This window comes from Rhodoferax sp. RT5P35, from assembly GCF_056521385.1.
Map to the genome: position 1 here is coordinate 153,227 of NZ_JBWMAX010000004.1, position 18,915 is coordinate 172,141.

Genomic DNA, 18,915 nt, shown 5'->3' on the forward strand with positions numbered 1-18,915 from the left:
CTTAGCAGCCCTGCTAGCCATCCGCCTGTACCTGAAAGACCTGCCGCCATGGCCAATATCGACGAACTCAAAAATACCGGCCTGAAAGCCACCCTGCCCCGCCTGAAAATCCTGGAGATTTTCCAGACCGGCGAACTGCGCCACATGACGGCGGAAGACGTGTTCCGGGTACTGCTGCTGGAGCACTCTGACATCGGCCTGGCAACGGTATACCGGGTGCTGACACAGTTTGAGCAGGCGGGCATTTTGTCGCGCAGCCATTTTGAATCGGGCAAGTCGGTGTACGAGCTGAACGAAGGCCGCCACCACGACCACTTTGTCTGCACCTCCTGCGGCAAGGTGGAAGAGTTCTTTGATGCCGAGATCGAGCAGCGCCAGCAGATCGTCGCCAAGCACATGGGCTGGACGGTGCACGACCACGCGATGTCTCTCTACGGGCTGTGCGCTGACTGCACCGCAAAATAAGTACTCCGCAGGGCGCTATTCATTAGATAGCTTCCAACGCAGATGGAATAAGCGCCGACAGCCTAAATAGCTTAACCCCAGCGTAAAAAAACAGCTTCCAGGGATACCGTGGAACCGGCTCCGCCGGGCCACTGGTATCGCCCCCTGCAAGGGTGTTGGCGAAAGATGCGAAGCACTGCAGCCTGGGGGTGTGCCCTATTCAGCGGCTTCCATGGCCTTGCGGTGGCGTTCGACAAATTCTTGGTAGGTGTCGATGCCGCGCAATTGCAGAATCGTGTTGCGCACGGCAGCTTCGACCAGCACGGCGATGTTGCGGCCGGCCACCACCTGGATGATCACTTTGCGCACCGCCACGCCCAGCACGTCCTGGGTCAGCGGCTCGTAGGGCAGGCGCTCGTACTCGCGCTCCATGGTTTCCTTGCGCACCAGGTGCACGATGAGCTTCAAGCGCATCTTGCGCCGCACGGCGGTTTCGCCAAAGATGCCGCGGATGTCCAGCAGGCCGATGCCACGCACTTCCAGCAGGTTTTGCAGCAGCTCGGGGCAGCGGCCTTCGATGGTGGTCTGGTTGATGCGGTACAGGTCCACCGCGTCGTCGGCTACCAGGCCGTTGCCACGCGAGATCAACTCCAGGCCCAGCTCGCTTTTGCCCAGGCCGGATTCGCCGGTAATCATCACGCCCAGGCCCAAAATATCCATGAACACGCCGTGCATCGAGGTGCGGTCGGCAAAATGCTTGGACAGGTAGGCGCGCAGCACATCGATCACAAAGGCCGACGAATCCTGCGTGGCAAACATCGGGATCTGCGCCCGTTCGCACATCGACAACAGCGCGTCAGGGGCCGTCTGGCCGTCGGCCATGATCAGCACCGGCGGCTCCAGCGTAACGATGCGGGCGATGCGGCGGGCGCAGTCTTCGGCAGTGGCACTGGTCAGGTAGGCGATTTCGCGCTCACCCATGATCTGCACACGGTAGGGGTGGATGTAATTGAGGTAACCGACCAGGTCGGCACCCGAGCGGGCGGCCCGCACCGCTACTTCGTCAAAACGCCGCTCGGAGGCGCCCAGGCCTGCTACCCACTCCCAGCGCAGCAGGGAGCGGAAGGCCTCAAACAGAACGTCGGCACTGACGACGGTGGGTTTCAAAACGGCCTGGACTCTGAAGAATCAGGCAGCTTGCGCCGACTGCCAGCCGCAGATCAGGCCGTGCAAGGCCTCGGCATCGGCCGCTGTTTTGATTTTTTCGCGCAACGGTGCGTCGCTGAGCAGTTCGGCTATTTCCGACAAGATTTCCAGGTGCTTTTGGGTCGCCGCCTCGGGCACCAGCAAAAAGATCAGCAGGCTCACGGCCAGCTCATCCGGCGCATCAAAGCCGATCGGCTGGGCCAATTGCACGACCGCGGCCATGGGCGCTTTCAGGCCCTTGATGCGGCCATGCGGAATCGCCACCCCGTGCCCCAGGCCGGTAGAGCCCAGGCGTTCGCGGGCGAACAGGCTGTCGGTAATGAGGGCCCGGCTCAGGCCATGCAGGTTTTCAAACAGCAAACCGGCTTCTTCAAAAGCACGTTTTTTGCTGGACGCATCGACGCTCACGAGCACTTGAGCGGAGGGCAGGATGGAGGCGAGGCGGTTCATAGAGAGGCGAATTATGCACGTGCGCTAGGCTGTAGGCTTACCCCAACAAAAAAGCCGCCCGGTAGTGCAGGCGGCTTTTGCAGTCGGCGCTGTAGCGCGGGGCTTACATCAGGCGCTTGGGCGCTTCATGGTGGTGGTCTTGCACCCGGTCTTTGTGGCGGACCACCTGGCGGTCCAGCTTGTCAACTAGCTCGTCTACGGCAGCGTACAGGTCTGCGTGGGAACTTTCGGCGAACAGGTCATTGCCTTTGACATGGATGTTGCATTCGGCGCGTTGTCGGCCTTGCTTTTCCTTTTGCTTTTCAATCGTCAGTAGCACCTTGACGTCTACCAACTGGTCGAAATGGCGGGTTATTCGGTCCAGTTTGGTGGTCACATAGGTACGCAAGGCGGGGGTCACATCCAGATGGTGTCCGCTGATCGTCAAGTTCATGTAGTTCCTCCTAAGGCATTACTTTCACCGTTGAAAGCAATTTAACTATGCGCCCGATACGCCCTGAGCGCAACCCTTTGGCGGGCATTTAGACTGGGTGTTACCCCATGTAACTAACGGTCAAACCCCTGAGCCCCACCTGTATAGATCGGGAGCGGGGGTGCCATAATTCGTACGTCTGTTACATCCGAGAAACCTCCATGGAAAGCGCCCCTAGTCGCTAGCTTTCACCTCCCTGCGCCGCACGGGGGCTGAAAGCCTAGCCCCAGCCCCCGTCCCAGCCCATTTTTTCCAGGGAGTGCCCCATGCTCAATATTTTTTCGCTCGCCAACGGCCGGTTGTTCCAAGAGGAGATCGAGTCGCTGGAAGAGCTGTCCCGCTTCCAGCCGATCTGGGTGGATCTGGAATCCCCCACGCTGGAAGAAAAGCGCTGGATCAAACAGTATTACGGCCTGTCCATCCCCGAAGACGCGATGGACGAAGACATCGAAGAATCCGCCCGTTTTTACGAAGAGGACAACGGCGAGTTGCACATTCGCAGCGACTTTTTGGTGGCCGACGAGTCCGACCCGCGCACCGTGCGCGTCGCCTTCATCTTGAACCAGCACAACGCCGAACTCAAAAGCCGGGGCGTGCTGTTCTCCATCCACGACGAAGACGTGCCGGTGTTCCGCCTGCTGCGCATGCGCGCGCGCCGGGCACCGGGGCTGATCGAAGATGCCAAGGAAGTTTTACTCAAACTTTTCGATGCCGATGCCGAATACTCCGCCGACACGCTGGAGGACATCTACGTGGACCTGGAAAAAGTCAGCCGCCGGGTGCTGGCGGGCAACATGACCGACGCGCTGGCCGGAGAAGTGCTGGGCTCCATCGCCCGCCACGAGGATTTGAACGGCCGCATCCGCCGCAACATGATGGACACCCGCCGCGCCCTGAGTTTCATGATGCGCAGCAAGATGCTCAACGCCGAGCAGTTCGAAGAAGCCCGGCAGATCCACCGCGACATCGATTCGCTGGACTCGCACACGGCGTTTTTGTTCGACAAGATCAACTTTTTGATGGACGCGACCGTAGGTTTCATCAACATCAACCAGAACAAGATCATCAAGATCTTCTCGGTGGCCAGCGTGGCCTTGCTGCCACCCACCCTGGTGGCCAGCGTCTACGGCATGAACCTGAAATTCCCCGAGCTGGAGTTTCTGGGCGGCTTTGGCTACCCATACACCGTCAGCGTGATGGTGGCCAGCGCTTTAGTACCAATGTGGTACTTCTACAAACGGGGCTGGTTGACTTAGCCCAGGCGCTGCATGAATTCCGCCAGAATCGTCTGCGCGTAGCGGCTGGCCACGGTGCGGATGAACTCGGGGAAATCAACGTGCGCGGTGTCGTCGGCCCGGTCGGAGATGCTGCGCATGGCGGCGAAGGGTACGCCGTAGTCATGGCACACCTGGGCCACGGCGGCACCCTCCATTTCCACGGCCAAAGCCTCATGGCCATGGGCACGCAAGGCGGTTCGCAATGCCTGCACTTCGCTGGCGGCAGACACAAAACGGTCGCCGCTGGCGACCAAGCCATGGTGGATGCGGGGCGGCTCAGGATTTAAGCCAAATCGGCCTCCCGCGCATATTTCACTTGCGCGAGTAGCTATCAAAAGTGTAGTAGTCAGCTTTTCATCGCAGCGAAAGCGTGTCTGGCCGTACAAGGGCACCTCATACGACGGGAACAGCGGCGCGGCGTTCATGTCGTGCTGCAGGAAGTCGGCTGCCACCACCACGTCGCCCACTTGCACCCCCTCGCCCAGCCCACCGGCCACGCCGGTGAACACGATGCGGCTAGCCCCAAACTTCTCAATCAAGGCCGTGGCCGTAGTGGCTGCCGCCACCTTGCCAATACGCGACAGCGCCAGCACCACCGACTGGCCGTGCCACAGGCCCAGGCCGAAGCTGCGCCCGGCGTGCTGCAAGCGCCGGGGCTGCTCCAGTTGCTCGAAGATGCCCTGTTGCTCTTCGGCCAGGGCACTCAAGATCGCCAGGGTCATGCTTTAGTGCGCAGCTCTCGGCGCAGGATTTTGCCCACCGGGGTTTTGGGCAGCTCGGCACGAAATTCAACCACGCGGGGCTGTTTGTAGCCGGTGAGGTTGGCCTTGCAGTAGGCGCGCACCTGCTCTTCGGTCAGGGCCGGGTTTTTCTTGACGATCACTAACTTCACCGCTTCGCCAGTTTTCTCGTCAGGCACGCCCACACAGGCGCACTCCAACACCCCGTCCATCGCGGCCACCACGTCTTCGATCTCGTTTGGGTAGACGTTGAAGCCGCTGACCAGCACCATGTCTTTCTTGCGGTCCACGATCTTGAAATAGCCCAGCGCGTCCATGGTGCCGATGTCGCCGGTTTTGAAATAGCCGTCGGCTGTCATGGCCTGGGCCGTCTCATCCGGGCGCAGCCAGTAGCCCGCCATCACCTGCGGGCCCTTGATGGCAATTTCGCCAGGCTGGCCCATGGGCACCTCGGCACCCGCGTCGTCCAGCAGCTTGAAATAGGTGCTGGGCAGCGGCACGCCGATGGTGCCGGTGTAGTCGCTGCGTGTGGGCGGGTTGCAGCTGGCGGTAGGCGAGGTTTCGCTCAGGCCGTAACCCTCGCAAATCGGGCAGCCGGTCTTCTCCAGCCACAGCTTGGCCACGGCGGCCTGTACCGCCATGCCACCGCCGATGGACACCTTCAGATGGCTCCAGTCCACGGTTTTAAAGTCGGGGTGGTTGGCCAGGCCGTTAAACAAGGTGTTGACCGCAGGCAGGCTGTGGATGCGGTGTTTTGAGAGCTCTTTGAGCACCGCCTTCAGGTCACGTGGATTGGGGATCAGGATCAGCTTGCCGCCGGTGCGCATGCACAGCATCATGCCCACGGTGAACGCGAAGATGTGGTACAGCGGCAGCGCGCAGACGCTGGTGGGCTGCTCTCCTTGGGGCACCTTGTCCATCACCGGTTGGTTCCAGGCCTCGGACTGCAGCACGTTGGCGATCACGTTGCGGTGTAGCAGCACGGCCCCTTTGGACACGCCGGTGGTGCCGCCGGTGTACTGCAGCACGGCGATGTCGTCTGGCTGCACCGGCACTGGCGTGAACACACCGCGCCGGCCCTGCGCCAGCGCGGTGTTGAAGCGCACCGCGCCGGGCAGCTGGAAGGGCGGCACCAGCTTCTTGGCCTTGCGCACCACGTAGTTGACCAGCGCGCCCTTGAGCAGCCCAAGCTGGTCGCCCATGGCACACAGAACGACGTGTTTGATGGGGGTACTGCCCAGGCATTGCTGCAGTGTGGCGGCAAAGTTCTCCAGAATCACGATGGCCTTGGCCCCCGAGTCTTTCAACTGGTGCTCCAGCTCGCGCGGGGTGTACAGCGGGTTCACGTTGACCAGCACCAGCCCGGCACGCAGCAAGGCGGCCACGGCAACCGGGTACTGCGGCACGTTGGGCATCATCACCGCCACGCGGTCGCCCTTGGCCAGGCCCAGGCTTTGCAGGTAGGCGGCAAACTGGCGGCTCAGGGTGTCGGTTTCACCATAAGTCAGGTCCTTGCCCATGAAACTGTAGGCGGTGCGGTCGGCATACTTCTGAAAGGCCTCTTCGATCAAGGCCTGTAGCGATGCGTAGCGGGTCGGGTCAATGTCGGCGGGCACGCCCGGGGGGTAGCTGCTGAGCCAGATGCGCTCGGTCATTCAATGGCCTTTCCCATGTCCTCAACCACTTTCTTGGCATCGCCGAACACCATCATGGTCTTGTCCATGTAGAACAGCTCGTTGTCCAGCCCAGCATAACCGGCGGCCATGCTGCGTTTGTTGACGATGATGGTCTTGGCCTTGTAGGCCTCTAGGATCGGCATGCCGTAGATGGGGCTGCCCTTGACGTGCGCGGCGGGGTTCACCACGTCGTTCGCGCCCAGGATGATGGCCACATCGACCTGGCCGAATTCGCCATTGATATCTTCCATTTCAAATACCTGGTCGTAGGGCACCTCGGCCTCGGCCAGCAGCACGTTCATGTGGCCCGGCATGCGCCCGGCCACCGGGTGGATGGCGTATTTGACAATGATGCCCTTGTCGGTGAGCTTTTGCGCCAGCTCTTTCACCGCGTGCTGGGCCCGCGCCACGGCCAGGCCGTAGCCGGGCACGATGACCACGGTTTCGGCATTGCCCAGCACGAAGGCTGCGTCGTCGGCGCTGCCGCTCTTGACCGCGCGCTGCACGGCAGAACCCGCCGCTGCGGCCGTGGCATCACCCCCAAAACCGCCGCCGATCACGTTGAAGAACGAGCGGTTCATGGCCTTGCACATGATGTAGCTCAGGATGGCACCGCTAGAGCCCACCAGCGACCCGGCGATGATCAGCATGCTGTTGTTCAGGCTGAAGCCAATGCCCGCCGCCGCCCAGCCGGAATAGCTGTTCAGCATGGACACCACCACCGGCATATCCGCCCCACCAATCGGGATGATCAGCAGCACACCCAGGGCAAAACCCAGGGCGATCACCAGGCACATGTCCATCCAGCTTTGCGAATGCCAGAAGCCAAACACAAAGAACACCGCCGCCAGGCCCAGCACCAGGTTCAGCTTGTGCTGGCCGGGAAAGCTCACCGGCGTGCCCTGGAACAGGCGGAACTTGTACTTGCCGCTGAGCTTGCCAAACGCAATCACCGAGCCGCTGAACGTGACCGCGCCGATAAAGGCTCCCAGCGCCAACTCAATGCGATTGCCACCGGGGATCAAATTGCCCTTGGCGGCAATCGCAAACGCCCAGGGTTCTGCCACAGCCGCCACGGCGATGAACACCGCGGCCAAGCCGATCATGCTGTGCATGAAGGCCACCAGCTCGGGCATCTTGGTCATCTCGACCCGCTTGGCCATCAGCGTGCCGACACTGCCGCCGACCAGCAACGCGCCCAGCACCCAGGCCATGCCCTCCATGCCGTTCTGCCCCATCTGGCCCGCCAGCTTAAAGATCAGCGCAATGGTGGTGACCACCGCCACGCCCATACCCAGCATGCCGAAAAAGTTACCTCGGATTGAGGTGGTGGGGTGCGACAAGCCCTTGAGCGCCTGGATGAAGCAGACGCTGGCGAACAAATACAACAGGGTGACTAAATTCAAACTCATTTCAGGGCCTCCTTGGCGGGGGTCTTTTTCTCTTTCTTCTTGAACATCTCCAGCATGCGCCGGGTGACCATGAAGCCACCGAACACATTCACCGCGGCCAGCGCCACGGCCAGCACGCCCATGGTTTTACCCAGGCTGGTTTCGGTTAAAGCGGCGGCCAACATGGCCCCGATGATGACGATGGCCGAGATGGCGTTGGTGACGGCCATCAGCGGCGTATGCAGTGCGGGCGTGACGGTCCAGACCACGTGGTAACCCACGTAGATGGCCAGCACAAAGATGATCAGGTTGGTGACCGTGGGGGAAAGAATGTCCATGGTGTGTGCTCCTTATTTACGCGTGACGGCACCGGCCTGGGTGACGAGGCAGGCGGCCACGATGTCGTCGGCCAGGTCCACGTTCAGCGTGCCTTCTTTGGTCAGCACCAGCTTCAAAAAGTCGAGGATGTTGCGGGCGTACAGGGCGGACGCATCTGCGGCCACCAGCGCGGGCAGGTTGGTTTCACCGATCAGCGTTACGCCATGCTTGACGACCGTCTTGTCGGCCTCGGACAGTGGGCAGTTGCCACCACCGCTCAAACCCTTGCCTGCGGCGATGTCCACGATCACCGAGCCGGGCTTCATGCTTTTCACCATGTCCTCAGAAATCAGCGTGGGCGCAGCGCGGCCAGGAATCAGTGCGGTGGAGATCACCACATCAGCCTGGGCCACGCGCTTGGCCACTTCGACCTGCTGGCGCGCCAGCCAGCTGGGCGGCATGGGTTTGGCGTAGCCGCCCACGCCCACAGCCGCTTCTTTTTCTTCGGGCGTGTCGTAAGACACTTCGATGAACTTGCCGCCCAGCGATTCGACCTGTTCCTTCACGCTGGGGCGCACGTCGGATGCCTCGATCACCGCGCCCAAGCGCTTGGCGGTGGCAATGGCCTGCAGGCCGGCCACACCCACTCCCAGAATCACCACGCGGGCGGCCTTGACGGTACCGGCGGCAGTCATCAGCATGGGGAAGAAGCGCTGGTACTTGTCGGCGGCCATCATCACGGCCTTGTACCCGGCGATGTTGGCCTGGCTAGAGAGCACGTCCATGCTCTGGGCGCGGCTGGTGCGCGGGGCGGCTTCCAGTGCAAAACTGGTCAGGCCCGCCGTGGCCAAGCGTTGCAGGCCCTCGGCATCGAAGGGGTTGAGCATGCCCACCAGGGTGGTGCCGGGGCGCATCTGCGCGGCCTCCGTATCGGACGGGCTGCGCACCTTGAGCACCAGGTCGCAACCCAGTGCGCCTGCGGCATCGGTGATTTCGGCACCGGCTGCCGTGTAGGCCGCGTCGGTCACGCTGGCGGCAATGCCCGCACCCGACTGCACGCGGACCGTATGGCCCTGGGCAGCCAGCTTTTTGGCGGTTTCGGGGGTGACTGCGACGCGGGTTTCACCGGTCGCCGTCTCTAGCGGCACACCAATCAGCATGAGGTCTCCTCAGTGGTTTTAAATATTCTTGAAAATGTGCGGCTTTTGGCTTGATTTGCAGCAAAAGTCGGCATCTTTGCCTTGCAAGCTTAACTGACTTTATCCAAGCCACTGCCGCCTGCGCACGCCTGGGCGACACGGTGTATCCATAATGTGCAGATGAAGCATCGATGGAAACCCAGCGTCACGGTGGCCGCCGTGGTAGAGCACGAAGGCCGGTTCCTGCTGGTCGAAGAACACACGCCCGAGGGCCTGCGGCTGAACAACCCGGCCGGGCACCTGGAGCCCGGCGAATCCCTGGCTCAGGCCTGCACCCGCGAAACCCTGGAAGAAGCCGCGTATGCCTTCACCCCCACTGCGCTGGTCGGCGTGTACCAAGCGGCGCTGGGCGACACCACCTACTTGCGCTTTGCCTTTTGCGGCACGCTGGGCGAATTCCACCCCGAGCGCAGACTGGACCACGGCATCCAACGCACCCTGTGGATGACCCCCGCAGAGATCCGCGCCAGCACCCCCCGGCACCGCAGTCCCCTGCTGCTGCGCTGCGTGGAGGACTACCTGGCCGGGCGGCGGTTTCCGATGGACCTCATCTACACAGCCCCATAAAACCAGGGCCAAGCCCATGTTTTTACAATCAAGCCATGGGAACACACAGCAAACAACGGGTCGTGGTCGGCTTGAGCGGCGGGGTGGATTCGGCCGTCAGCGCCTATCTACTGAAGCAACAGGGCTATGAAGTCATCGGCATCTTCATGAAAAACTGGGAGGACGATGACGACAGCGAATACTGCTCCAGCAACATCGACTTCGTGGATGCCGCCGCCGTGGCCGACGTGATCGGCATCGAGATTGAGCACGTCAACTTCGCCGCCGAGTACAAAGACCGGGTGTTTGCCGAGTTTCTGCGCGAATACCAGGCGGGCCGCACGCCCAACCCCGACATACTGTGCAACGCCGAGATCAAGTTCAAGGCCTTTCTGGACCACGCCATCCGCCTGGGTGCCGAGAAAATCGCCACCGGCCACTACGCCCGCGTGCGGGAGGTGGGCGGCCAGTTCCAGTTGCTCAAAGGCCTGGATCCGAGCAAGGACCAAAGCTATTTTCTGCACCGCCTGAACCAGGCGCAGCTTGGCAAAACCCTGTTCCCGGTGGGCGAACTGCACAAGACCGAGGTGCGCCGCATCGCGTCCGAGATGGCGCTGCCCAACGCCGCCAAGAAGGACTCCACCGGCATTTGCTTCATCGGCGAGCGCCCCTTCCGCGACTTTCTGAACCGCTACATCGCCAAGGAGCCCGGCCCCATCAAGGACGAAAAAGGCCGGGTGCTGGGCCAACACGTGGGCCTGAGCTTCTACACCCTGGGCCAGCGCCAGGGCCTGGGCATCGGCGGCATCAAGGAAAAAGGCGCGCAGCGCGGCGGCGGCGAGCACGCCCCCTGGTTCGTGGCCCGCAAAGACATGGAACGCAACACCCTGTGGGTGGTGCAAGGCCACGACCACCCCTGGCTGCAGTCGCACACCCTGGTGGCCGACGACGTAAGCTGGGTGGCAGGCCACGCGCCTGCGCCAGGCACCTACGCCGCCAAAAGCCGCTACCGGCAAGCGGATGCCGCCTGCACGCTGGCAGCAACAGAAAGCAGCTTCCGCCTGGACTTTCCGGAAGCGCAGTGGGCCGTGACCCCGGGGCAATCGGCCGTGGTGTACGACGGCGAGGTGTGCCTGGGCGGCGGGGTGATTGGAATAGATTTAGGTACGAAATAAGCCTCCAGCGCAGACTCCATCTGCGCAAAAAGCTCTTTTTTCAATAGCAAATCGGGTAACTAACGAGGGCGAGTGCACAAATAAACACCCCGGCCCCCGGCCCGCCCCAGGGCAAGCGCAGCGAAGCCCCCTCGCTAACAGCGCGGAACTGGCTCCGCCAGGCCGCTGCTGTTGCCCCCCTGCAAGGGGGGTGGCGGAAACACGCAGTGTGTAGCCTGGGGGTGTACCTACTCCAATTTGAATTGCGCCACCACCTGCACCAGGTCGCTGGCCTGGCCTTGCAGGCTGCTAGCGGCGGCGGCCATTTCTTCGACCAGCGCGGCGTTTTGCTGGGTGGCCTGGTCCATCTGGGTGACGGCCTCGCCCACTTGCGAGACACCGGTGCTTTGCTCGGTGCTGGCGGCGCTGATCTCGCCCACGATGTCGGTGACGCGGCGGATGGCGCCGACCACTTCGGCCATGGTGGTGCCCGCCTGGTCCACCAGGGTGGTGCCCTGGGCCACGCGCTCCACGCTGGCACTGATCAGCACTTTGATCTCCTTGGCGGCCTCGGCGCTGCGCCCGGCCAGGGAGCGCACTTCACTGGCCACCACCGCAAAGCCCCGGCCCTGCTCGCCGGCGCGGGCGGCTTCCACGGCGGCATTCAGCGCCAGGATATTGGTCTGGAAGGCGATGCCGTCGATCACGCCGATGATGTCGGAGATTTTTTGCGAACTGTCGTTGATGCCCTTCATGGTTTGCACCACCTGGCTGACCACGGTTCCGCCCTCCACCGCCACCGTAGAGGCGCGCATGGCGAGCTGGTTGGCCTGGCGGGCGTTGTCGGCGTTTTGCCGCACGGTACTGCTCAGCTCCTGCATCGAGGCCGCGGTTTCCTGCAGTGCGGCAGCCTGGTTTTCGGTGCGCGAACTCAGGTCGTGGTTGCCCTCGGCGATTTCGGCGCTGGCGGTGGAAACGCTCTCCGAGCCCTGGCGCACGCTGCTAACCACCCGCACCAGGTTGGCCTGCATGTCTTGCAGGCTGGTGAGCAATTGGCCCACCTCGTCGTTGCTGCGGATTTCAATACGGCCGGTCAGGTCGCCTGCGGCCACTTGGCGGGCCGCCCGGTTGGCTTCGGCCAGGGGCCGCGTGATGGAGCCTGCCAGCCACCACGCGCTACCCATGCCGACCAACAAACTGAGGGTGCCCACGGCAATCAACAGGTTGCGGCCATGGGTGGTGCTGTCGGCCATGCTTTTGGCCTGTTGGTCAATTTCTTGGCGCTGGGCCAGCATCAAAGCCTCCAGGGCATCCAGGTAGGCCTTGCCCGCAGGAGCGAATTTTTGCTCCAGCATCTGGTTGGCCTCGTCGGATTTGTCCTCCTTCTTCAGCGCCGACACAGCATCGCGGGCGGCGATATAGCTTTTGCGGGTTTCGCCGATGGCGGCAAACAAGGCTTTCTCCACGTCCGACTGCATCAGCGGCTCCAGGGTTTTTTGGGCTTTGCTGGAGCGCTCGCTGGAGGTGGCCGCTTCCTGCGCGAAGTAGCTGGCCAGCGAGGGGTCGCTGCTTTTGGCGATGGCGGTGGTGCGGCGCACGCTGGTGTGGATGTCGCGGTACCAGTCACTGACCAGGCGCTCGGTCTGGATCGGGTCGCTGATGATGTACTGGGTGGCTTGTGCCGAGCTGTTGAGCTTGGAAATACCCACCAGGACGGATACCAGCAACAGCAGCAGGATCAGCGCAAAGCCCACACTGAGGCGCTGGGCGATAGAGAGATGGGATCGGAAAGCGGACATGGTGGGGGTCTCCTTTGTGCGGTGGATTGTGTTGTACGGGGTACGTGAAGCAATGACAAGCTGAATTCTGGAAGCTAATCTGAAAAAAATGGGTTAAATCGGCATCTAGCGCATATTTTTATTACACATACAGCTATCTATTTAGTAGCAAGTCTAAACCGTGAATGGACATGGGCAGGGGTACCATCCGCAGCCGCCGAACCGGTCTACCGGGCCTGCGTCAGCAGCGCCAGCGCAGCTTCAAAGTCGTAGCGGGCCACGGCCGCCGCCATCTCGGTGTAGGTGCCTTGTAGCAGCCGCTGGAGCAGCGCTGCATGTTCGTGCAGCAGCTCAATGGATTCGGCATCGTCTTCGCCTAGCAGGGCGGCCAGGCGGGTGCAAACGGCCTCTGCCTGGACGGCATCCAAGGCGGTAACGGTGCCCGGCACATCGGCAACGGGCGCGGGCAGTTGCAGCCGAATGGCGGCCACCAGCGGGTCCAGCAGCTGGGCCGTTTGCTCGGCCAGGGTGTGGACACTGGCCAACGGATCTTGCAGGCGGATGGCGCGCTCCAAGCGGGCAGCGCTGGCCTGCAGCAGGCTGGCACCGATGTTGCCCGCCGCGCCCTTGAGGGTATGGGCCATGCGCTCGGCGGTGGCCGGGTCGCCGCTGTCCAGGCTGTGCCGCAGCCCGGTGATGGCATGGGCCTGCCCGGCGGCAAACTTGCGCAGCATGTTTTGGTACAGCGGCGGCTTGCCCATGGTGCGGCGCAGGCCCTGGGCCACGTCCAGGCCGGGGATGCGGCCCAGGCCGTCCATGGGGGCCTCGGCGTGCGGGGCGCTGACGGCCTGCGGGTTCAGCGGGTTGTCTTCCACCAGCCGTGCGGTGAACCAGAAAGTGGAGCCCTGGCCAAACGTGCTGTCCACCCCCACCGTGCCGCCCATGGCTTCGGCCAGCGCCTTGCTGATGGCCAAGCCCAAGCCGGTGCCGCCAAATTTGCGGGTGGTGGAGCTGTCGGCCTGGCTGAAGCTCTGGAATAGGCGGCCCATTTGCGCCCCGGTCAGGCCAATGCCGGTATCGCGCACTTCAAAGCGCAGCCAGGCCTGGCCGTCCGCCCCAGCCTGGAGTCGCACTGCCATGCTGATTTCGCCGCGCTCGGTGAACTTGACGGCGTTGTCGGCCAAGTGGATCAGTACCTGGCCCAGCCGCAGCGCATCGCCGCACAGACTTTGCGGCACCTCGGGTGCCACGTCGCAGACCAGCTCCAGGCCCTTGGCGGCAGCTTTCTCCCACACCACGCTGGCCACGTTGTGCAGCAGCGGGTCCAGTGCGAAGGGCCGGTTTTCGATGGAGAGCTTGCCCGCCTCGATCTCGGAGAAGTCCAGGATGTCGTTGACCAGGCCCAGCAGGTGCTGGCCCGACTGGTGGATGGTGGCCAGATAGTCGTGCTGGCGGGGGTTGAGCTCGGTCTTCAGCGCCAAGTAAGACATGCCGATGATGGCGTTCAGCGGGGTGCGGATTTCGTGGCCCATATTGGCCAAAAAGTCGGTTTTGAAGCGGTTGGCCTCTTCGGTTTGCAGCCGGGCACCGGCCTCCAGCAGGCGCAACTGCTGGGAGTGGATATCGGCCTGGATTTGGGCCTGGATTTGGACTTGCGCCTCGGCGGCTTCGCGTCGGCGGTACTGCAGGTACAGAGCCACCACCAGTCCCAGGGCCAGCAGGCCCGGGACGAGGGTCAACCAGCGGCTGCTGGCCACCGGGTTCAGCCCTTCTAGCGGGTGGTGCAGGAAGGCCGCGATAGCCGCATACACAGCGACCAGCACCGCCGCCAGCAAGGCCAGGAGTTTGCTGATTCGGGTCATAGAGGAGGAATCAAAGGCATCACCACGTGCTTACAAATGAACACATTGTGGCGCATTTAACCCGCTAGATCGACCGCCAGAACAGCAGCGCTGCGCCGCCGTAATTTGCTATTATTTACAGAGCTACAGGCCTAGGCAGAATATGCGCTAGAAGCCATTTTTATATAAAATATATTAACGACTCACAATCCCTTGACGGGCACAACAGCTTCCAAGCCAGGAACCCGTGGAACCGGCTTTGCCGGACCACGGGGTTCGCCCCCAGCAAGGGGGAGCAAACACGCAGTGTGGGGCCTGGGGGTGTTCCTACCTATGCCCCTCGGGCCTGCAGCACCACGCAGTGGATGAACTGCAGCTTGGCGACCACCGGGGTGGTGAGCACGAAAGGGTAGAAGTCGTGTTCGCCCATGCTGCGCGACATTTCATTGAGCACGCCGGTCAGCTCGACCCAGGCGTTGGCGATTTTCAGGAAGCTGTCGGCGCTGGGGTCCTCGGGCCGCCACAGGGCTTCGCGGGTGAACGGGGCGTAGGGCAGCTCCACGTCATGGGCATCCAAGCCAAAGCGCATGGCCGTGCCCAGGGTGTCCACCATGTGCAGGTAGTGGGCCCAGGTTTCGGCCCAATCCTCCCAGGGGTGGGTGCTGGCATAGGTGCTTACATAACGCTGCGCCCAGTCGGCGGGCGGGCCTTCTTCGTAGTGGTGCTTGAGGGCGGCGGCGTAGTCGGCGCGCTCGTCGCCAAACAGGGCGCGGTAGTCGGCAAGCCAAGGCGTATTAACTACCAGCCGGTCCCAGTAGTAGTGCCCCACCTCGTGGCGGAAATGCCCCAGCACCGTGCGGTAGGACTCGCCCATTTGGGTGCGTACCTGCTCGCGCCGGGCATCGTCGGCTTCGTCCATGTTCAGGGTGACCAGGCCGTGGTCGTGGCCGGTCAGCACCGGTTTGTCCGGCGCGGGGCGCAAAAAGTCGAATGCCAGACCCAGCTGCTGGGGGTGGTCGGGCTGGCGCGGCTCCACCGGCAGGCCCATCACCATCAATTGCGCCACCAGGTGGCGTTTGGCGATCTCCAACACCCGCCAGGCGGCCAGGTTTTCGGGCACGGTGGGGTCGGAGACAGTGCGGTTCAGGCTGCAGGCCAGGCACACCGCGCCGGCGGCGGCCTCGCCGGGCAGCAGCCAGTTGCAGCCAATTGTGTGCAGGTTGGCGCAACGCCGAAAGCGGGCGCCGCCGGGGGCCGTCCACAACGTCCACACATCGGGCTGGTCGGGCACGGCAGCCAGGGGCTCCAGGCGGGAGGTGTGGGTGACAAAGCCCAGCGGCGTGTGGCAGGCCAGGCATTCGCTGTTGCGAAAGAACACGGGCCGCCCGCACTGGCACACGTAGGCGCGCGAGCCACGGATGGCCCCCTGGTCAGCCTTGGGCAGAGTCCAGAAGCTTTCAAACAGGGAGAAAGGGCGAAATACAGCGGTAAAAAAGTCCATGGAATAAGTCTAAGTGCAGCCGTACCCGATTGTCTGTGCGCTGCACCGCATAAGGTTTCAACACCCCGGTAGATTCCCTATGGGCCTGGCACGGCTGTTGCTATATCGTCTGCACTTCTTGACCATTTGGTCAGGATTTGGACGCCAACCAGCCAACGCCGGGCCCCGCGTGCCGCACTTTGGTGCAGCGCCAGGACCCGAATGCCCCAGCCACAGGAGTTACCGTGCCAGAAACCTCCCCCCCGGACATCCGTGCCGGCCGACTCAGTGCCGCCCAGTACGCGCAGCACTTTGCCGATGCCACCCCGCCGCTGAACGCCTCACAGGCCATGCTCGAATCCGAGCGCTGCCTGTACTGCTTCGACGCACCCTGCCAAACCGCCTGCCCCACCGACATCGACGTGCCCAGCTTCATCAAGCGCATTGCCGACGGCAACCTGCGCGGTGCGGCCCGCACCATCCTGGAATCCAACCCGCTGGGCGGCATGTGCGCCCGGGTCTGCCCCACCGAGGTGCTGTGCGAGCAGGCCTGCGTGCGCAACACCCAGACCGACACCCCCATTCCCATTGGGCGCCTGCAACGCTTTGCGGTGGACGCGCTGATGGCCAGCCCCCAGCCGCAAATCTTCACCCGCGCCGCCCCCACCGGCAAGCGCATTGCCGTGGTCGGCTCCGGCCCGGCGGGCCTGGCCTGTGCGCACCGCCTGGCGCGCCTGGGCAACGAGGTGGTGATTTTTGATGCCCAGCCGAAGGCGGGCGGCCTGAACGAATACGGCCTGGCCAGCTACAAAACCGTGGACGAGTTTGCCCAGCGCGAAGTGCAGTGGCTGCTGGACATTGGCGGCATCCGCATCCAGCACGGCTGGCGCTTTGCCGGTGCGGCTTCGCTCGACAAGCTACAAACCGAATTTGACGCGGTATTTCTAGGCCTGGGCCTGTCCAAGGTGCAGGCGCTGGGCCTGCCGGGCGAAGACCTGGCCGGGGTGCGCAACGCGGTGGACTTCATCGCCGCGCTGCGCCAAGCCGACGATGTGGCCACGGTGCCCATCGGCCACCACGTGGTGGTGATTGGCGGCGGCATGACCGCCGTGGATGCCGCCGTGCAGGCCAAGCTGCTGGGGGCCAAGGTGGTGCACATGGTGTACCGCCGGGGCGTGGAAACCATGGGCGCATCAGCCGCCGAGCAGGAGTGGGCGCAAACCCACGGCGTGGTGCTGCACCAGTGGATGGCTCCGGTGGAAATTGTCGGCGCGGCAGGCAACGCAGTCGGCGTGCGCTTCGCCCAGCAGGCGCTGGTGGACGGCCAGATGCAGCCCACGGGCCGCGAACTGACCTTTCCCGCCGACATGGTGTTCAAGGCCATCGGCCAAAAGCTGGACGACAGCCCGCTGCAAGGCACCGGCCTGGTGCTGCAGGGCGGGCGCATTGTCACTTCTGAGGACGGGGCCACCAACCTCGCCAAGGTCTGGGCCGGTGGCGACTGCCGCGCCGGAGGCCGCGACCTCACCGTCGAGGCCGTAGAGCACGGCAAACGCGCCGCTGAATCCATCCACAAAGGTTTGAACCATGGCTGATCTCTCCACCATCTTCGCGGGCATCAAAACCCCCAACCCCTTCTGGCTGGCCTCTGCGCCGCCCACCGACAAGGCCTACAACGTCAACCGCGCCTTCGAAGCGGGCTGGGGCGGCGTGGTCTGGAAGACGCTGGGTGAGGCCGGGCCACCGGTGGTCAATGTCAACGGCCCGCGCTACGGCGCGCTGCTGTCCAACGACCGCCGGGTGCTGGGCTTTAACAACATCGAACTCATCACCGACCGGGATCTGGAACTCAATCTGCGCGAGATCACCGAAGTCAAGCGCCTGTGGCCCGACCGCGCCATGGTGGTGTCGCTGATGGTGCCCTGCGTGGAAGAATCGTGGAGGGCGATTTTGCCGCGCGTGGAAGACACCGGTGCCGACGCCATCGAACTGAACTTCGGCTGCCCGCACGGCATGAGCGAGCGCGGCATGGGCGCGGCTGTGGGCCAGGTGCCCGAGTACATCGAGATGGTCACCCGCTGGTGCAAGCAGTACTCCAAACTGCCGGTGATTGTGAAGCTCACGCCCAATATCACCGACGTGCGCCTGCCCGCCCGGGCGGCCCAGCGCGGCGGGGCCGATGCGGTGTCGCTGATCAACACCATCAACTCCATCATCGGCGTAGACCCCGACACCCTGCTGATGACCCCCAGCACTGGCGGCATGGGCTCACACGGCGGCTACTGCGGCCCGGCGGTCAAACCCATCGCCCTGAACATGGTGGCCGAGATCGCCCGCGACCCGGCAACCCATAGCCTACCCATCAGCGGCATCGGCGGCGTGGGCAACTGGCGCGACGCGCTGGACTTCATCGCCCTGGGCGCGGGCACGGTGCAGGTGTGCACCGCCGCCATGGTGTTCGGCTTCAAGATCGTGCAAGAGATGACCTCCGGCCTGTCGGACTACATGGACAGCAAGGGCTTCAAAAGCCTGGACGACTTCCGGGGCCGCGCCGTGCCCAAGGTCACCGAATGGCGCAACCTGAACCTGAACCACGTCAGCAAGGCCGTCATCAACCAGGACAGCTGCATCTCCTGTGGCCGCTGCCACATCGCCTGCGAGGACACCTCGCACCAAGCCATCACCAAAACAAAAGACGGCCTGCGCCACTTCGAGGTGATGGAAGATGAGTGCGTGGGCTGCAACCTGTGCGTGCTGGTCTGCCCCGTGCCCGACACCATTAGCCTGCGCGACCTGCAGCCCGGCGAAAAAGACTTGCGCACCGGTAGGGTCGTGAGCGATAAACATGCGGACTGGACCCGCCACGCCAACAACCCGATGCGCGCCTCAGCTTGAAACACCCCCAGGCTGCGCCACCCCCCTTGCAGGGGGCGATACCAGCAG

The 18,915-nt window shown here is 63.3% G+C and carries 17 protein-coding genes; 6 read left to right on the plus strand and 11 right to left on the minus strand.

Annotated features, from left to right (window positions below):
- Positions 1 to 48 precede the first annotated feature (48 nt).
- Positions 49 to 465 carry a ferric iron uptake transcriptional regulator gene (gene fur / locus AC097L_RS07370; RefSeq protein ID WP_479585615.1) on the plus strand — a complete coding sequence of 139 codons (417 nt, stop codon included), beginning with the start codon at positions 49 to 51 and terminating at the stop codon, positions 463 to 465.
- A gap of 195 nt (positions 466 to 660) precedes the next feature.
- Here fur and hprK read toward each other — a convergent pair whose 3' ends face one another.
- The 3 genes from hprK to hpf all read right to left on the minus strand — a co-directional run bounded on the left by hprK (position 661) and on the right by hpf (position 2,533).
- Positions 661 to 1,611: an HPr(Ser) kinase/phosphatase gene (gene hprK, locus AC097L_RS07375; protein ID WP_479585616.1), complete on the minus strand. Its 951-nt coding sequence runs from the start codon at positions 1,609 to 1,611 to the stop codon at positions 661 to 663.
- A 21-nt stretch (positions 1,612 to 1,632) separates the two neighbouring features.
- On the minus strand, positions 1,633 to 2,100 hold the full coding sequence (locus AC097L_RS07380; protein WP_479585617.1) for a PTS sugar transporter subunit IIA: 468 nt from the start codon (positions 2,098 to 2,100) through the stop codon (positions 1,633 to 1,635).
- A gap of 103 nt (positions 2,101 to 2,203) precedes the next feature.
- Positions 2,204 to 2,533 carry a ribosome hibernation-promoting factor, HPF/YfiA family gene (gene hpf / locus AC097L_RS07385; RefSeq protein WP_479585618.1) on the minus strand — a complete coding sequence of 110 codons (330 nt, stop codon included), beginning with the start codon at positions 2,531 to 2,533 and terminating at the stop codon, positions 2,204 to 2,206.
- Between the two features lie 305 nt (positions 2,534 to 2,838).
- Here hpf and corA point away from each other — a divergent pair, with 305 nt between their 5' ends.
- Complete coding sequence (gene corA, locus AC097L_RS07390) at positions 2,839 to 3,828, plus strand: magnesium/cobalt transporter CorA (RefSeq protein ID WP_295959168.1); 990 nt, start codon at positions 2,839 to 2,841, stop codon at positions 3,826 to 3,828.
- On the opposite strand, the gene AC097L_RS07395 is transcribed toward corA, so the two are convergent.
- Genes AC097L_RS07395 through AC097L_RS07415 form a run of 5 tightly spaced genes read right to left on the minus strand, consistent with a single transcriptional unit; the run spans position 3,825 to position 9,134 of the window.
- Complete coding sequence (locus AC097L_RS07395) at positions 3,825 to 4,571, minus strand: 5'-methylthioadenosine/adenosylhomocysteine nucleosidase (protein ID WP_479585619.1); 747 nt, start codon at positions 4,569 to 4,571, stop codon at positions 3,825 to 3,827. The two genes, corA and AC097L_RS07395, sit on opposite strands and share 4 nt — an antisense overlap.
- Positions 4,568 to 6,244, minus strand: coding sequence for a long-chain-fatty-acid--CoA ligase (locus tag AC097L_RS07400; protein ID WP_479585620.1), 1,677 nt, complete (start codon positions 6,242 to 6,244; stop codon positions 4,568 to 4,570). The genes AC097L_RS07395 and AC097L_RS07400 overlap by 4 nt, the downstream gene beginning before the upstream one ends.
- The gene (locus AC097L_RS07405) at positions 6,241 to 7,677 is read right to left on the minus strand and encodes an NAD(P)(+) transhydrogenase (Re/Si-specific) subunit beta (protein ID WP_479585621.1); all 1,437 of its coding nucleotides are present in this window, start codon (positions 7,675 to 7,677) and stop codon (positions 6,241 to 6,243) included. The genes AC097L_RS07400 and AC097L_RS07405 overlap by 4 nt, the downstream gene beginning before the upstream one ends.
- Positions 7,674 to 7,994: an NAD(P) transhydrogenase subunit alpha part 2 gene (locus AC097L_RS07410; protein WP_479585622.1), complete on the minus strand. Its 321-nt coding sequence runs from the start codon at positions 7,992 to 7,994 to the stop codon at positions 7,674 to 7,676. The genes AC097L_RS07405 and AC097L_RS07410 overlap by 4 nt, the downstream gene beginning before the upstream one ends.
- 12 nt (positions 7,995 to 8,006) lie before the next feature.
- On the minus strand, positions 8,007 to 9,134 hold the full coding sequence (locus AC097L_RS07415; RefSeq protein WP_479585623.1) for a Re/Si-specific NAD(P)(+) transhydrogenase subunit alpha: 1,128 nt from the start codon (positions 9,132 to 9,134) through the stop codon (positions 8,007 to 8,009).
- Positions 9,135 to 9,293: 159 nt separating this feature from the next.
- Here AC097L_RS07415 and AC097L_RS07420 point away from each other — a divergent pair, with 159 nt between their 5' ends.
- Positions 9,294 to 9,740, plus strand: a complete 447-nt coding sequence (locus tag AC097L_RS07420) for an NUDIX hydrolase (RefSeq protein ID WP_479585624.1) — start codon at positions 9,294 to 9,296, stop codon at positions 9,738 to 9,740.
- A gap of 35 nt (positions 9,741 to 9,775) precedes the next feature.
- Positions 9,776 to 10,894: a tRNA 2-thiouridine(34) synthase MnmA gene (gene mnmA, locus AC097L_RS07425; RefSeq protein WP_479585625.1), complete on the plus strand. Its 1,119-nt coding sequence runs from the start codon at positions 9,776 to 9,778 to the stop codon at positions 10,892 to 10,894.
- A 227-nt stretch (positions 10,895 to 11,121) separates the two neighbouring features.
- On the opposite strand, the gene AC097L_RS07430 is transcribed toward mnmA, so the two are convergent.
- From AC097L_RS07430 to AC097L_RS07440, 3 genes are all read right to left on the minus strand, one after another.
- Positions 11,122 to 12,672, minus strand: a complete 1,551-nt coding sequence (locus AC097L_RS07430; RefSeq protein WP_479585626.1) for a methyl-accepting chemotaxis protein — start codon at positions 12,670 to 12,672, stop codon at positions 11,122 to 11,124.
- 206 nt (positions 12,673 to 12,878) lie between these two features.
- Positions 12,879 to 14,513, minus strand: a complete 1,635-nt coding sequence (locus AC097L_RS07435; RefSeq protein ID WP_479585627.1) for an Hpt domain-containing protein — start codon at positions 14,511 to 14,513, stop codon at positions 12,879 to 12,881.
- Positions 14,514 to 14,823: 310 nt separating this feature from the next.
- Positions 14,824 to 15,993 carry a zinc-binding metallopeptidase family protein gene (locus AC097L_RS07440; protein WP_479585628.1) on the minus strand — a complete coding sequence of 390 codons (1,170 nt, stop codon included), beginning with the start codon at positions 15,991 to 15,993 and terminating at the stop codon, positions 14,824 to 14,826.
- Between the two features lie 224 nt (positions 15,994 to 16,217).
- On the opposite strand from AC097L_RS07440, the gene AC097L_RS07445 reads away from it, so the two are divergent.
- Positions 16,218 to 17,567, plus strand: a complete 1,350-nt coding sequence (locus AC097L_RS07445; protein WP_479585629.1) for an NAD(P)-dependent oxidoreductase — start codon at positions 16,218 to 16,220, stop codon at positions 17,565 to 17,567.
- Positions 17,560 to 18,867, plus strand: a complete 1,308-nt coding sequence (gene preA, locus AC097L_RS07450) for an NAD-dependent dihydropyrimidine dehydrogenase subunit PreA (protein WP_479585630.1) — start codon at positions 17,560 to 17,562, stop codon at positions 18,865 to 18,867. Before AC097L_RS07445 ends, preA begins: the two co-directional genes overlap by 8 nt.
- The last annotated feature ends 48 nt before the right edge of the window (positions 18,868 to 18,915 follow it).